Below are 14381 nucleotides of genomic sequence, written 5' to 3'. Positions count from 1 at the left end.
GGGGCGTGAGCCCCCCGAGTCCTGGTCGTTCGCAATCACTCGGGGGGCTCACGCCCCCCGCTCGCCGGAACCCCACCCCGAACCGTCACATGCCACCCATCGTTCGCGTCGCCGACCTGGTCAAGAACTACTACATGGGGACGCAGACGGTGAACGTCCTCAAGGGGCTGAACCTCACGTTCGAGGAGGGCGACTTCGTCGCCCTCATGGGCCCGTCCGGGTCGGGCAAGTCCACGCTCCTGAACGTCCTCGGGTGCCTCGACCGGCCCACGTCCGGCGCGTACTACCTCGGCGACGTGAACGTCGCCGAGATGAACGACGACCAGCTCTCCGAGGTCCGCAGCACCTACCTCGGGTTCATCTTCCAGTCGTACAACCTGCTCCCGCAGTACACCGTCGTCGAGAACATCGAGCTGCCGCTGCTGTACCAGGGGATCAAGCTCGACGCGGCGACCAAGGAGCGGTGCGTGAAGCTGGCCGAGATGGTCGGCCTCGGGGACCGGCTGGACCACCGCCCGCTGCAACTGTCCGGCGGCCAGCAGCAGCGGGTCGCCATCGCCCGGAGCCTGGTGAACGACCCGCACCTGATCCTCGGCGACGAGCCGACCGGGAACCTGGACACGAAGACCAGCGTCGAGATCATGCAGATGCTGCGGACGCTGAACCGGGGCGGCAAGACGATCATCATGGTGACGCACGAGAACGACATCGCCGAGTGGGCGCGGCGGGTCGTGCGGCTCCGCGACGGCCGCGTCGAGTCCGACGTCCGCAACGACGCCCGCACCGTGGCGTGAGCCCGCCGGTGCTTCCCGGTGGGGCAGGCGTTCGTGCCGGCCTCGCGAGGCGGCTGGAGGCGGACAGGAATGGCTGCCCCACCAGAGCAGAGCGTGAACAGAACCGCAGGACCGCAGCCGCCATGAACACCTTCTTCGATGAGCCGTCGCAGTCGAACCTGATCGCGGTGGCGGTCGCGGCCCTGGTCGCGGTCGCCCTCGGCGTGCTGGGGGCCGTGCGGGTCCGCCGCAGCGGGGCCGGGGCGAAGCTCCAGCGGAGCGTGGACCTCGCGGTCAAGAGCCTGTGGCTCCACAAGCTCCGGTCGTTCCTGTCGGTCCTCGGCATCATCATCGGCACCAGCTCGGTGATCGCGCTGATGGCGTTCGGCGAGGGGTCCATGCAGGACGCGCTGGAGGACATCCGCCGCCAGGGCGCGACCAACATCATCGTCCGCAGCGTGAAGCCGTCCGACGACTCGGCCACCGCGACCCGGTCGTGGGTCACCACCTACGGGCTGGTGAAGCGGGACCTGGAGCGGATCGACACGATCGGCGACTCGATCGTCCGCGTGGTCCCGCTCCGGGTGTTCCCGACCGAGGCCCGGTTCCTGGAGCGGCTCGTCAACGCCCGGGTCATCGGCACCACGCCCGAGTACGCCGACGTCCACAAGCTCGAGCTGTCCCGCGGGCGGTTCCTGATGCCGACCGACGACCGGGACCGGAAGAACGTGTGCGTGCTCGGGGCCGAGGCGGCCGACAAGTTGTTCCCGTTCGAGGACCCGGTCGGCCGGTCGGTGCTGATGCGCACGTTCGACTTCACCGTGGTCGGCGTGGTCCGCGAGCGGATGCCGACCGGCGGCACCGGCGGGAGCCAGGCGGCCGAGGAGTACAACCGCGACATCTACCTCCCGCTCAACACGACCGTGGCCCGGTTCGGCGAGGTCATCTCGGTCCGCTCGTCCGGGTCCCGGGTGAACGAGAAGGTGCAGTACAACCAGGTGACGATCACCGTGTCGGACATCGACAAGGTGCGGCCCGTGGGCGACTCGATCAAGGCGATCCTGGAGCAGGAGCACGGGGCCAAGCGGGACTGGGCCGTCACCATCCCGCTCGACAAGCTCGAGGAAGCCGAGCGCGCGAAGAACCGGTTCCTCACGCTCATGGCGATGATCGCGTCGATCTCGCTGCTGGTCGGCGGCATCGGGATCATGAACATCATGCTCGCGACCGTGACCGAGCGGACCCGGGAGATCGGCATCCGCCGCGCGCTCGGCGCGAAGCAGAAGGACATCACGCTCCAGTTCCTGGTCGAGGCGGTGGTGCAGACGACGGTCGGCGGGCTGTGCGGCGTGGTGCTCGGGATCGTGATGGTGTTCCTGGTGCCGTTCGTCTGGGGGCTGTTCGCGGCCAACCCGCTGCCCGCGAAGGTCCACGTCCCGGCGATCTTCATGTCGCTGTTCGTGTCGGTCGGCGTCGGGGTGCTGTTCGGGTGGTACCCGGCCCGCCGCGCCGCCCGGCTCGACCCGATCGAGGCGCTGCGGCACGACTGACCGCGTGGACCGTGGGCGTTCCACGGTAAGCGGCGCAAGTTGTCGGGGTTGGGCAGTTATTCCAATGGACGGGGGTGTTCCCCGTCCAGTTCCGCTGGCGAGGCACCCGGTGCAGGGGAAACCCGGCCGGGTGTCTCCCATTCCCGGACTGAGCGAACCATAAGCGCCAGTGTTGAACCGGCGCGCTTCTGGTTTGGAGCCGCGGACGCGGCGGCCGAGGGTAGCCAGGGGTGCTGCGAGCGCAGCGAGCAAACCCCTGGTCCAGAAGCGAAGCCGGGGACGAGGGGGCTCCGCGGGCCCCACACGTTTGACCCGTCACGCTCGTTCGCGTATCCTGAACGTCACCTGTCCGCCGTCCCGCCTCCCGCGGAGCCCGTCCCGCATGAACCGCAACTCGCACTGCCCCGGCCCCAGCCGCCGGGACGTCCTCAAGTTCGGCTCGGTCGCCGTTGCGGCCGCCGCGGCCGGCCCGGCGCTCGCGCACAGGGCCCGCGGCGCGGACCACACCAGTAACGACCCGGCCGTCATCTTCGTGTGGCTCCCGGGCGGCCCGCCGCACCAGGACACGTTCGACATGAAGCCGGACGCGCCGCTGGAGTACCGCGGCGCGTTCCGCCCGATCCAGACGAACGTCCCCGGCGTCCAGATCTGCGAGCACATGCCGCGGCTCGCGGCGGTGACCGACAAGTACAGCATCATCCGGTCGATCGCGCACACGTTCGCGGACCACGGCGGCGGGCACAAGCGGTTCCTCACCGGCCGCGACCCGCTCCAGCCGACCGGGTTCGTCAACGACACGCCGATGGTCGGGTCGATGGCGGCCGAGGTGCTCAAGGGGCGGAAGGCCGCGGTCCCGAACTACGTCAACGTGTGCGACGGCGGCCGCCAGCAAATCGACACGTTCAGCTTCGGGTCGGCGTACCTGGGCCCGCAGTCGCACCCGTTCACCGTGGCCGGCGACCCGGCCGAGGCGAAGTTCGAGGTCCGCGGGCTGTCGCCGGTCGCCGGGGCCGAGGCGAAGATGCCCGACCGGATCGCGCTGCTCAACCAACTCGACCGCCCGCTCAACGGCCCGGACCTGACCAACGGCGCACGCGCCATCGGGCCGCTCCGCGGCCGGGCGCTCGACCTGGTGACGAAGGACTCGGCCCGCACCGCGTTCGACCTGTCGAGGGAGCCCCAAAAGCTCCGCGAGCGGTACGGCATGCACCGCTACGGGCAGCGGGCGCTGATGGCCCGCCGGCTCGTCGAGCACGGCTCGAACTGGGTCACGGTGGTGATGGAGAACGCCACGCCGCCGGGCGAGAAGATGAAGGAGAGCCACAGCTACAACTGGGACTCGCACGCGGTCAACTGCCACATCTTCGAGGACACGCAGTACAAGCTCGGGTTCCTCGACCAGGCGATCTCGGCGCTCATCGAGGACCTGTACGCCCGCGGGCTGAACAAGCGGGTGCTGCTGGTCGTCACCGGCGAGTTCGGCCGCACGCCGAAGGTCGAGTACTCGAAGGGCACGCAGACGAAGGTGACGCAGCCGGGCCGCGACCACTGGCCGCAGGCGCAGAGCGTGCTGGTGAGCGGGGCGTGCAAGACGGGGCTGGTGGTCGGCTCGACCACGTCGAAGGCCGAGGTGCCGAAGGACCGGCCGATGACGCCGAACGACCTGTGGGCGACGGTGTTCACGCACCTGGGCATCGACTACAACGCGACCGCGTTCCTCGACGGCAGCGGCCGCCCCATGCCGATGCTCCCGTTCGGCGACCCGATCCGCGAACTGGCGTGACCACGGGCGACCGGGTTCGATTTTGTTTGGTGGGGCAGGCATTCGTGCCTGCCTCCAGTCGCGTCGGGAGGCAGGCACGAATGCCTGCCCCACCAAGGCAATGTCCACGCGATCCGATCCGGTATCAGTCGGCCCGGCTGTGCCGGCCGTGACCTGAGCCTACCACGGTGCTTCGGCCGGCACAGCCGGCCCTACGCCTGAGCCGCGGACACAACGTGAAGCGGGCCGGGGTGTTGCCACCCCGGCCCGGCTCGCGTTTCAGTCGCACGCTGCGGTTACTTCTTGTCGGTCCGCACGTTCGTCTTGCCCTCGGACTCCACCTTCACCTCTTCGTGGCGGACGTCGCCCTCGACCGTCTTGGTGTCCTGCACCTTCCGCTTGCCGACGGTCACCTCTTCCTTCAGCACCGTCTCCTTGGTGACGTGGACCTTCTCCTCCTTGACCGGGATGCGGATCTCCTCGGCCCGGATGCCCCCGGTCGTGGTCGCGCCGGACGCCGGCCGCCGCTCGATCACCACTTCCTCCCGCTCGACCGGGACGGTGATCTGCTTGTGCTCGGTGACGACCTCCTTGCGGACGCCGACCTCGCCGGTCTTCACCGACTCCTTGGTGACGTTCAGCCGCTCCTCGTGGAGCTTGATGGTCCGGTCGAAGGCGTCGCGGACGGCCGGGCGGGCCTGGTCCCAGGCGACCCCCGACTTGGCGTGGGACGACTCCCACCCGGACCGCAGGTCGGGCTCCACCTCGTCGAACCGCCGGCCGGTGTACTTCGACCCGGACTCGATCCCGTACCGGTAGGCCGGCCGGTACGCGTCGGGGTCCGCTTTGGAATCGGACTTCGCGCTGTACTCCCGGAGCCAGTTGTCCTCGGTGGTCGGGTCGATCAACTCGCCGACCCCCTTGCCGGCCAACCCGCCGGCCAACCCGCCGCCGACGATCGCGCCGACCACGGCCCCGATCGGCCCGCCGACCGCCCCGGCCGCCGCCCCGCTCGCCGCTCCGCCGATCAGCGCCCCGATGCCCGTCTCGATCGGGTGCGAGCCCGGCGCGTCGGTGATCGGGTCCGGGTTCCGGCTGCCGTACGGCGGCACGTCGACGGTCTTCTCCGGATCCTTCTTTTTGTCGTTCGCCATGATGTCACTCTCGTCGGTGCGGGCGACTTCGTTCCGGACCAAATAATTAGCACACACGGTGCCAATTTCCTGACCCGGCGGGCCCGAACTTGTCCGGAAATCGCCCGTGACCGCACAGCACGGCGAGATTTCTTGGCGATGTGAGTCTGACCGGCGGGGAGCGTGGACGCCGTTCTGGAGAGGGGCCACCGGCGGGGGGCCGCGCTGGGCGAGCGAGTGCGCGGGCGACCGCCCCTCTCCCGCACGGCGGGCGCGACTCACCCCATGAACTGCTCGAGGAACTTGCGGCTCTGGCGGAGGGCGCGGGTGCGCTCGGCGAGCGAGCCCTCGTAGGCCCGGTCCTCCACCTCGACGCACACCGGCCCCTTGTACCCGGTGTCGGTCAGCGCCGCGAAGAACTCGCCCCACGCCACGTCGCCCAGCCCCGGCAGCTTCGGGACGTGCCACCCCTGTCCCGTCACGCCCACCTGGTAGAGCCGGTCGCGGTCGATCCGCTCGTCCTTCGCGTGGACGTGGACCAGGTGCGGCCCGAACTCCCGCACCGCCCGGCCGCAGTCGACGAACTGCCACACGAGGTGCGACGGGTCGAAGTTCAGCCCCACCGTGCCCGGCGCGACCGCGTCGAACGCGGCGAACAGGTGCCGCCACGTCTGCGGGGTGCAGGCGACGTTCTTCCCGCCCGGCCACTCGTCGTCCGAGAACAGCATCGGGCAGTGCTCGATGCCGATGCGGACCCCGGCGGCCCGCGCCTCCCTCACGATCGGCAGCCACACCTCGGGCACCCGCGCGAGGTTGTCGGCGACGGTCTTCGTGTGGTCGCGGCCGATGAACGTGTTGACGACCGACACGCCGACCCGCGGGGCGGCCCGGATCACCTTGACGAGGTGCTCGCACACCGCGGCCCGGTGCCCCGGGTCGGCGTCGAGCGGGTTCGGGTAGTACCCCAGGCCCGAGATCGCGACCCCGTGCAGCTCGACCAGCCCGCGGACGTGCTCGGCCTGGTCCCCGGTGAAGTCGCTCACGTCGAGGTGGGCGACGCCCGCGTACCGGCGGTCGGCCCGGCCCGGGGGCCAGCACATCAGCTCGACGCACGCGAACCCCTCGTCGGCGGCGAGGGCCAACACTTCTTCGAGCTTCAGATCGCCGAGGATCGCGGACACGAATCCGAGTTGCATCGTCCACCGTTGGGGTTCGGGAGGGGCGGGACCGGCGGCGGTTCGGACGCGGCTTCGTTGTATTGACGCCGCGGGGCGCCGCGGCCCCGCGGGTGTGGAAACGGTGAATTTCTCGGGGTTCTCGCGCGCCGGTCTGATCGGGCGTCCACGGGCCCGGGGCGGGTTCAGGGGCGGCCACAACCGGCTTGTAACTCTGTCCCCGCGGCCCGGAAAAAAATGCTCTCGTCTTGTAAGAACGCACTTGGTACAGTCCCGCGGCTTTGCGAGTACCCCCGGCCCACGGAAGGGCCACGGGAACCGCACGGAGGCACTCCGGTGGCGCGTCCACGTCGGCTGCGGTACAAACTGGTGCTCGGGCTCGGGCTGGTGTTCAGCTGCATCGTGCTGCTGGTCACCGGTGCCCTGTTCGGCATCCGCGCGTACTCCCAGACGATGCGCACCACCGAGCAGAAGATGATGGAACTGCAGCACGTTAGCTACCTCGTCGAGATCCTCAAGGGGCCGGACCAGCAGACGGACACGGCCGCCGAGGTCCGCGAGTTCGAGCAGGCCCTAGCCCTGGCGGGCGAGAAACTCGCCGAATTCCGCGAGGAGAACGCCAGGACCGTTGCCCAGGGGCTCGACCCGGACGGCGGCGACCTGGAGGCCGGGCTCGTCGGCCAACTCGAAGGGCACCTGAGGAACCTCGGCAACGCGATCCGGCAGTGGAACCCGGCCGGGGAGAGCGACGCGACGGTCCCGCTCCGGCTCAGGGCACACGTCAAGCCGCACTACGACGAGGTCCGCCGCTGCACCGATCACCTGCGGCTCGCCCTCATCAAGGACATCCAGGACAGCATCAAGCAGTCGAACAAGGCCATGCACCGGGTGATCTGGGTCGTCCGCTTTGCGATCCTGTGGGCCGTCGTGCTGATGCTGACGCTCATGTACTACTTCCACAAGTGGCTGTTCAACCCGATCCGCGAGATCCAGGCCGGCATCGCCCGGGTCCACCACGGCGACTTCGAGCACCCGATCACCCTGGACCTCGAACCCGAGGACGAGCTCCGGGGGCTGGCCGAGGAGTTCAACGCGATGACCGCCCGGCTCGGCGCGACCTACGCCGACCTGGCCCGGCAGGTGAACGAGCGGAGCCGGCAGCTCGTCCGCAGCGAGCGGATGGTGTCGGTCGGGTTCCTCGCGGCCGGGGTGGCGCACGAGATCAACAACCCGCTCGCGAGCATCCTGTTCTGCTCCGAGGCGCTGGAGCGGCGGCTCAAGGACGTGCTGGCCGAGGCGTCGGCGGCGCTGGGGCACCCCCCGGCCGACGCCGAGGTGATCGCCAACTACCTGGGCATGGTGCAGCGCGAGGCGCTGCGGTGCAAGGACATCACGACCAAGCTCCTCGACTTCAGCCGCACCGGCGAGCGGAAGCGGGAGAGCACCGACATGGGCGCGCTGGTCCGCGGGGTCCTCGAGGTGGCCCGGCACCTGCCCAACTGCCGGGCCAAGAACATCCAGTTCGAGCCCACCGAGTACGTCGTCGCGCAGGTGAACTCGCAGGACCTCAAGAGCGTGATCCTGAACCTGATCGTCAACGCGCTGGACAGCATGGACGACGGCGGCAACCTCGCCATCGGGCTCCGCACCAGCGGGGACGCGGTCGCGCTGTCGTTCACCGACACCGGGTGCGGGATGACCCCGGACGTGCTGGAGAACATCTTCGAGCCGTTCTTCACCAAGAGCCGCACCGGCAAGGGGACGGGCCTGGGGCTGTTCATCAGCCACCAGATCATCGACCAGCACGGCGGGACGATCGAGGCGACGAGCGCCGGCCCGGGGCACGGGAGCACGTTCACCGTGCGGGTGCCGATCCGGGACGCGGGCGCGGGCACCCCGGAGCCGGCCCCCGCGCCGGACGCGGTGGTGCTGCCGTTCCCCGGGGCGCGGGCGGCGTGAGTTCGGATTGCGGAATTCGGAACGCGGAATCATAAGCCGCGGAGTTCGGGCTGGTGAGTTGCGGGTCGGGTCCGGGGCGGCGGCGGTCTTCACCCCGCACCCCGAATCCCGCACTCCGCAATCGAGAATCGGAGATCGCGCTTGGCTACCACTCCCGCACACAACCGGCTGCGCATCCTGTTCGTGGACGACGAGGCCCCGCTCCGCGAGTTCATGCGGACCGAGCTGCCCCGCCTCGGGCACGAGGTGACCGCCTGCGCCGACAGCAAGTCCGGCATCGAGGCGGTGAAGAAGGGGACGTTCGACGCCGCGATCCTCGACATGCGGATGGACCACGACCGGGCCGGACTCCAGGTGCTCGCGGCGCTCAAGCAGGTGTCGCCGGACACCGAGGCCGTCATCATGACCGGGTACGGGAGCACCGACACGGCCGTCGAGGCGCTCCGGCTCGGCGCGTTCGACTACCTCCAGAAGCCGTGCAAGCTCACCGACATCGAGGCGCTGCTGCTCCGCATCCAAGAGAAGCGCCGCCTCAAGCACAAGACCGCGGCCCTCGAGACCCGGGTGCAGGCGATGGAGGGCCCGCCGGGGCTCATCGGCGGCAGCCCGGCGATGCTCCCGGTGCAGCAGTTCATCGACCGGATCGGGCCGACCGACGGCCGGGTGCTCATCACCGGGGAGACCGGCACCGGCAAGGAGGTCGTCGCCCGGAACCTGTTCCAGAGGAGCAAGCGGGCCGACATGCCGTTCGTGCCCGTGAACTGCGGGTCGCTGAACCAGACCCTCGCCGAGAGCCAGTTGTTCGGGCACCGCAAGGGCTCGTTCACCGGGGCCGACCGGGACCACAAGGGGTTCTTCGAGGTCGCCAACGGCGGCACCGTGTTCCTCGACGAACTCGGCGAGCTCGACAGGAACATCCAGGTGAAGCTCCTGCGGTTCCTGGAGTCCGGCGAGATCCAGCGGCTCGGCGACAGCAGCCCGATCATCGTGGACGTGCGGGTGGTGTGCGCCACGCACCGCGACCTGCGGCAGATGATCGCCGACGGCCAGTTCCGCGAGGACCTGCTGTTCCGGCTGAACATGTTCCACGTCCACCTGCCCCCGCTGCGGGACCGCCGCGAGGACATCCCGGAGCTGGCCCGGCACGCGCTGGCCCGGCACGCGAAGCGGCCCGTGGACGCGGTGGCGCACCTGCTCACCCCGCAGGCGCTCCAGATGATGCTGCACTACCACTGGCAGGGGAACGTGCGGGAGCTGGTGAACGCGATGGAGTACGCGTGGATCGTGTCGGGCGGGCAGGCGGTCCTGCCCGAGCACCTCCCGCACGACGTCCGCAACCCGAAGCTCGCGTCGGTGCCGCTGACGGTGCCCGTCGCGGCGCACGCCCCGGCCCACCCGCCCGCGGCCTACGGCGCGCCGACCACGCTGCCGTTCCCGGCGGCCCCCGGGGCGCTCCCCGCGGCCGCCCCCGGGACCGGCGGCAAGTCGCTGGCCGACGTCGAAATGGAGTACATCCTCCAGGTGTACGCGAAGAACGGCATGAACAAACAGGCGACGTCGGTGGAACTGGGGATCAGCCTGAAGACGCTGTACAACAAGCTGCACAAGTACGAGGAAGAGCGCCGCACCCGTGCGGGGTGACGAGGTGAGGTGCCGAGGGCTCACGCACGGGACCGGTCCACTACCCGTGGACCGGTCCCGTGTGCGCTTCTGGAGCCGGGTGTGCCGCCTGTTTCGGGCATCATGGCGAGCGGGGGAGGTGAGTCCCCCGGTAAACCCGCCCACGACTCCACCGGGGGACTCACGTCCCCCGCTCGCCTCGATCCACAGGGGTAGGCCGGCCGGTCGCCGGTCAGGCCCACGTGAGGAGGTCCACGATGGTGGCGGTGAACGTCTGCTGGACCGGCGACGTCACGGTCGCGGTCACCTCGGTCAGCGGGGTCACCTCGGGGAACGGGGCCGGCGTGCCGTTCAGGAAGTCCGGCAGGCCGTCGCCGTCGGCGTCGTAGTTCACCCGGTACACGAACTGCCCGTTGCCGCTCGCGTCGGTCGCCAGGCGGCCGATGGGGACGCCGGCCACGGACACGTCGGCGCTGGCGTTCGGGGCCGCGTTGGTCGCGGTCGCGGTGAACGTCTTGCCGAGGAAGTTCATGCCGTCGGTGGCGAGCGCCACGCTCCCGACCCCGCCGGGGAGCGGGGCCAGGAACGTGAACTCGATGTCGGTCCCGTTGGTGAGCGTGTTGATCCCGCCGCCGCCGGCGAGCAGGTCGCTGCCCGCCTGCCCGTCGATCGCGTCGTTGCCGCCCTGCCCGAGCAGGTAGTCGTCGCCGGCCTGCCCGAAGATCCGGTCGTCGCCGCCGCGGCCCTGAATGTAGTCGTTCCCGCCGCCGCCCAGAATTGTGTCGTCGCCCCCGCCGCCCAGAATTGTGTCGTAGCCGGCCCAGCCCCGCACCTCGGCGGGCACCGTGACGCCCGGCCCGATCACGACGACGTCGTCGCCGGCCTTGGCCCGGATCAGAATGTCCCGCACGCCGGCGAGCGGGAACTGCCGGGCCTCGCCGGTGGAATCGATGGTGACCTGGAGGGCCTCCGGGGAGGCGAGCGTCACGCGGATCTCGTCCGGGCCGGTCGTGCCCTCGACGTCGAGGAACCCGTCGGTGAGGGTGACCGAGGGCAGCGCGCGGCCGCCGAGAGTCTCGATCCGGGGGACGAACGGCGATCGCGAACGCATAGCGCTCCTCGGTCTGGAGGGTGGTAAGGGGCCGGCACCCTCCGTGTGCCCGGATCAGTTCCGATTGTTTCTCACCGACCGGTTCGTTGCAACCCCGGCGGGCCGTCAATATCTTCTGTCGTGCGACGAATTCTCTTCCACAACTCACCCCGTCCCACTGTTCCGGAGGTCGTCGTGCCGGTGATCGAGACTCGCGGGCTCCGCAAGACGTTCGGCCGCCTCCAGGCCCTCAAGGGGGTGACGCTGACGGTCGAGCGGGGCCAGATCTACGGGCTGCTCGGCCAGAACGGCGCGGGCAAGACCACGCTCATCAAGATCCTCCTGGGCATCACCCGGCTCACCGACGGCGACGCCCGGCTGCTCGACGCGCCCGCCGGCACCGCGGCCGTCCGCGCCCGCGTCGGGTACCTGCCCGAGGACCACCAGTTCCCGGGCTACCACTCGGCGCACTCGCTGATGGACTTCTACGGGCAGCTCTACGGCGTGAGCCGCGGCGACCGCCGGCGGAAGATCCCCGCGACCCTCGAACTCGTCGGCATCGCCGGCCGGATGCACTCGAAGATCAAGACGTACTCCAAGGGCATGAAGCAGCGGCTCGGGATCGCCCAGGCGCTGCTCCACGACCCGGACGTGATCTTCCTCGACGAGCCGACCGACGGGGTCGACCCGGTCGGCCGCAAGGAGATCCGGGCGCTCATGGCCACGCTCAAGGAGCGGGGCCACACGATCTTCCTGAACTCGCACCTGCTCGGCGAGGTCGAGCTGATCTGCGACCGGGTCGCGATCCTCCAGCGCGGTGAGTTGATCCGCGAGGGCACGATCGGCGAGCTGACCGCCCAGAAGGGTGTATTCGAGATCGGCCTCGCCCCCGGACAAACATTCCCGCAGGTCGAGGCGAAGGCGCTGGGGTACGCGGTGCGGCCGCTGAACCCGGCCGCGACGCTGTGGGAGGCCGGGCTCGGCGACGGCCAGACCATCGACCCGCTCGTGCGGATGATCGCCGAGAAGGGGCTGGGCCTGCGGCACCTGGTCGAGAAGAAGGTGACGCTCGAAGACGTGTTCATGTCGGTGGTCGAGGGGGCCGAGCCGGGCACCGACCGCCGGGACCGCAAGGCGACCGCCGTGGGAGGGCGCGACCGATGAGGCAGTTCTTTGCGATCCTGAGGGACTCGTTCCGCGAGGCCGTCGACGGGTTCGTGATCTACGCGATGCTCGGCCTGTCGGCCCTGGCGATCGTGATCGTCGGGAGCATGTCGTTCCGGCCGGTCTCGCCCGAGGAGGCGTTCGGGCGGATCGCGCAGCAGCGGTTCAACCTCATCATCCCCGAGCGGGGGGAGGGGCGGACGGTCAGCGGCAGCACCGGTGGGAGCGAGTACAAGGTGAGCGGCGTGGCCCCGGAGGGCCGCGGGCACACGTTCCGGCTCACGGTGACCGCCCAACCGACCCGGGTGGTTCCCGAGGCCCGGGTCGAGGAGAAGGCGGACGGCAAGGGCGAAGCGAGGGCCGAGGACAAGGCCGCGGCCGAGCCGAAGGCCGTGCCGGGGGCCGACTCGTTCCGCGCCGTGGTTGCCCAGTGGGCCGGGAAGGCGGGCGAGGGCGTGGACTTCGGGGCGGGCGGCAAGGGCGGCAAGAAGGGCGGGCGGGCCGTGTTCTCGATGCCCACCGAGCCGACGCCCGAGGAGCAGCGGGCCGTCACCACCGCACTCATGGAAGAGTTCCTGGCCAGCCAGTTCGACGCGCAGGCCGGCATCTCGGCGACCGTCAAGCGGGTGACCGAAGGCGCGGCCGAGCCGACCTACGCCTTCGACGTGGCGACGGCCGGCGGGTCCGGGGTCCGCGGGTGGCCGCACCAGGTGAAGATCTTCTTCGGGGCCGTGAACATCAGCGACGACGCGCCCCTGGGGATGGTGCTGTGGGGGATCGAGGACAAGGTCATCAACGGCCTCGGGGCCGGGGTGGCGCTGCTCATCAGCGTCATCCTGACGGCGTTCTACGTCCCGAACATGATCCGCAAGGGGAGCGTGGACCTGCTGATCTCCAAGCCGATCGGCCGGACCCCGCTGCTCGTGTACAAGTACGTCGGCGGGCTCACGTTCATCTTCCTCGTGTCGGCGTTCACGGTCGGCGGCATGTGGCTCGTGCTGGCCCTGCGGTCCGGGTTCTGGGACCCGACGTTCCTGGTGCTGATCCCGATCCTCACGTTCACGTTCGCGATCCTGTACTCGGTGTCGGTGCTGGTGGGCGTCGCGACCCGGAGCCCGATCGTGGCGATGCTCGCGACGATCGGGGCGATGTTCTTCTTCTGGCTCGTCGGCGTCGGCAAGCAGTTCGTTGAGGAGCGGCGGAACACCGGGGGCGACACGTCGGGCTGGCTCGTCACCGTGATCGACGGGCTCAACGCCGTCCTCCCGCGGTACAAGGACCTGGACACGATCACCAGCAAGCTCATCGCCGAGGGCACGCTGACCCCGGCCGAGATGCGGATGGTCGGGCTCGCGTCGCTCGACTACCCGAGTTGGGGGGTGACGTTCGGGATGTCCTTCGCGTTCATCGCGGTGATGCTCGCGCTGGCGTGCTGGGTGTTCAACCGCCGGGACAGTTGAGCCGCTCGCCCTCCAGTTCGCGGAACCGCTTCTCGTCGATGCGCGCGAAGCGGACCGCGTCGCCGACCCGCAGCGGGAAGAACCCGGCGGCGACGTCCACGATCGTGAGCGGGGTGCGGCCGATCAGGTTCCAGCCGCCCGGCCGCGGGAGCGGGTAGACGCCGGTTTGGCGGCCGGTGAGTCCGACGCTCCCCGGCTCGACCCGCACCCGCGGGCTCGGCAGCCGGCCGACCCCGCACAGATCCGCCGGGAGGTACCCCAGGTACGGGAACCCCGGCACGAACCCGATCGCGTACACGGTGAACGCGGCGGCAGTGTGGAGGCGGATCACGTCGTCGGCCGGCAGGCCGGTGTGCTCGCACACCCGGGGCAGGTCTTGGGCCATCTCGTAACAGACGGGGATGGTGAACGACTTGGGCGAGCGGGGGGCGTGAGCCCCCCGAGTGCCTTGAGAATCAGCAGCCTCGGGGGGCTCACGCCCCCCGCTCGCCATCACCCACGCGCCGACGCGCGCCGCGTCCACCTGATCGGCATCGAAGAACACGCCGACGCTCGCGTAGGCCGGCACCGCGTCGTGCAGCCACGCGGGGGCCGCGGCCCGCACCGCGGCGGCGAGGCGCACGGCGGCGGCCTCGTCGTCGCAGTACGCGAGTACGGCCTGGTCGCCGAGCGGCGCAACACGCATTCGAGACCCC

At 70.2% G+C, this 14381-nt stretch carries 11 protein-coding genes; 7 read left to right on the top strand and 4 right to left on the bottom strand.

The features are described 5' to 3' along the window. Positions 1–89: 89 nt before the first annotated feature. From ACTIGN_RS33095 to ACTIGN_RS33085, 3 genes are all read left to right on the top strand, one after another. Complete coding sequence (locus tag ACTIGN_RS33095) at positions 90–794, top strand: ABC transporter ATP-binding protein (protein ID WP_439632050.1); 705 nt, start codon at positions 90–92, stop codon at positions 792–794. Positions 795–916: 122 nt separating this feature from the next. Beyond that, positions 917–2323 carry an ABC transporter permease gene (locus ACTIGN_RS33090; protein WP_439632048.1) on the top strand — a complete coding sequence of 469 codons (1407 nt, stop codon included), beginning with the start codon at positions 917–919 and terminating at the stop codon, positions 2321–2323. A gap of 382 nt (positions 2324–2705) precedes the next feature. Next, complete coding sequence (locus ACTIGN_RS33085; RefSeq protein ID WP_439632046.1) at positions 2706–4106, top strand: DUF1501 domain-containing protein; 1401 nt, start codon at positions 2706–2708, stop codon at positions 4104–4106. 275 nt (positions 4107–4381) lie between these two features. Here ACTIGN_RS33085 and ACTIGN_RS33080 read toward each other — a convergent pair whose 3' ends face one another. Together ACTIGN_RS33080 and ACTIGN_RS33075 are read right to left on the bottom strand one after the other, a co-directional pair. After that, positions 4382–5239 carry a YsnF/AvaK domain-containing protein gene (locus ACTIGN_RS33080; protein WP_439632044.1) on the bottom strand — a complete coding sequence of 286 codons (858 nt, stop codon included), beginning with the start codon at positions 5237–5239 and terminating at the stop codon, positions 4382–4384. Between the two features lie 257 nt (positions 5240–5496). Continuing rightward, positions 5497–6414: a sugar phosphate isomerase/epimerase family protein gene (locus tag ACTIGN_RS33075; protein WP_439632042.1), complete on the bottom strand. Its 918-nt coding sequence runs from the start codon at positions 6412–6414 to the stop codon at positions 5497–5499. Positions 6415–6729: 315 nt separating this feature from the next. On the opposite strand from ACTIGN_RS33075, the gene ACTIGN_RS33070 reads away from it, so the two are divergent. Beyond that, positions 6730–8352, top strand: a complete 1623-nt coding sequence (locus tag ACTIGN_RS33070; RefSeq protein WP_439632040.1) for a sensor histidine kinase — start codon at positions 6730–6732, stop codon at positions 8350–8352. Positions 8353–8493: 141 nt separating this feature from the next. Further along, entirely contained in the window at positions 8494–9993 is a 1500-nt protein-coding gene (locus ACTIGN_RS33065; protein WP_439632038.1) for a sigma-54-dependent transcriptional regulator, read from the top strand. A 211-nt stretch (positions 9994–10204) separates the two neighbouring features. On the opposite strand, the gene ACTIGN_RS33060 is transcribed toward ACTIGN_RS33065, so the two are convergent. Then, the gene (locus ACTIGN_RS33060) at positions 10205–11083 is read right to left on the bottom strand and encodes a calcium-binding protein (protein ID WP_439632036.1); all 879 of its coding nucleotides are present in this window, start codon (positions 11081–11083) and stop codon (positions 10205–10207) included. Positions 11084–11263: 180 nt separating this feature from the next. On the opposite strand from ACTIGN_RS33060, the gene ACTIGN_RS33055 reads away from it, so the two are divergent. Continuing rightward, positions 11264–12226 carry an ABC transporter ATP-binding protein gene (locus ACTIGN_RS33055; protein WP_439632034.1) on the top strand — a complete coding sequence of 321 codons (963 nt, stop codon included), beginning with the start codon at positions 11264–11266 and terminating at the stop codon, positions 12224–12226. Further along, complete coding sequence (locus ACTIGN_RS33050) at positions 12223–13686, top strand: ABC transporter permease subunit (protein ID WP_439632032.1); 1464 nt, start codon at positions 12223–12225, stop codon at positions 13684–13686. Before ACTIGN_RS33055 ends, ACTIGN_RS33050 begins: the two co-directional genes overlap by 4 nt. Here ACTIGN_RS33050 and ACTIGN_RS33045 read toward each other — a convergent pair. Continuing rightward, the gene (locus tag ACTIGN_RS33045; protein WP_439632030.1) at positions 13667–14371 is read right to left on the bottom strand and encodes a 5-oxoprolinase subunit B family protein; all 705 of its coding nucleotides are present in this window, start codon (positions 14369–14371) and stop codon (positions 13667–13669) included. The genes ACTIGN_RS33050 and ACTIGN_RS33045 overlap by 20 nt on opposite strands. Between the last annotated feature and the right edge of the window lie 10 nt (positions 14372–14381).

The organism is Gemmata sp. (assembly GCF_051859125.1).
Lineage (GTDB): Bacteria > Planctomycetota > Planctomycetia > Gemmatales > Gemmataceae > Gemmata.
The sequence above is the reverse complement of the archived record's forward strand: the minus strand, read 5'-3'. Positions and strand labels throughout refer to the sequence as shown.

Excerpts from the sequence above, each read along its gene's own strand:
- ACTIGN_RS33095 (WP_439632050.1), top strand. The coding sequence starts at position 90 with ATGCCACCCATCGTTCGCGTCGCCGACCTGGTCAAGAACTACTACATG.
- ACTIGN_RS33090 (WP_439632048.1), top strand. The coding sequence starts at position 917 with ATGAACACCTTCTTCGATGAGCCGTCGCAGTCGAACCTGATCGCGGTG.
- ACTIGN_RS33085 (WP_439632046.1), top strand. The coding sequence starts at position 2,706 with ATGAACCGCAACTCGCACTGCCCCGGCCCCAGCCGCCGGGACGTCCTC.
- ACTIGN_RS33080 (WP_439632044.1), bottom strand. The coding sequence starts at position 5,239 with ATGGCGAACGACAAAAAGAAGGATCCGGAGAAGACCGTCGACGTGCCG.
- ACTIGN_RS33075 (WP_439632042.1), bottom strand. The coding sequence starts at position 6,414 with ATGCAACTCGGATTCGTGTCCGCGATCCTCGGCGATCTGAAGCTCGAA.
- ACTIGN_RS33060 (WP_439632036.1), bottom strand. The coding sequence starts at position 11,083 with ATGCGTTCGCGATCGCCGTTCGTCCCCCGGATCGAGACTCTCGGCGGC.
- ACTIGN_RS33050 (WP_439632032.1), top strand. The coding sequence starts at position 12,223 with ATGAGGCAGTTCTTTGCGATCCTGAGGGACTCGTTCCGCGAGGCCGTC.
- ACTIGN_RS33045 (WP_439632030.1), bottom strand. The coding sequence starts at position 14,371 with ATGCGTGTTGCGCCGCTCGGCGACCAGGCCGTACTCGCGTACTGCGAC.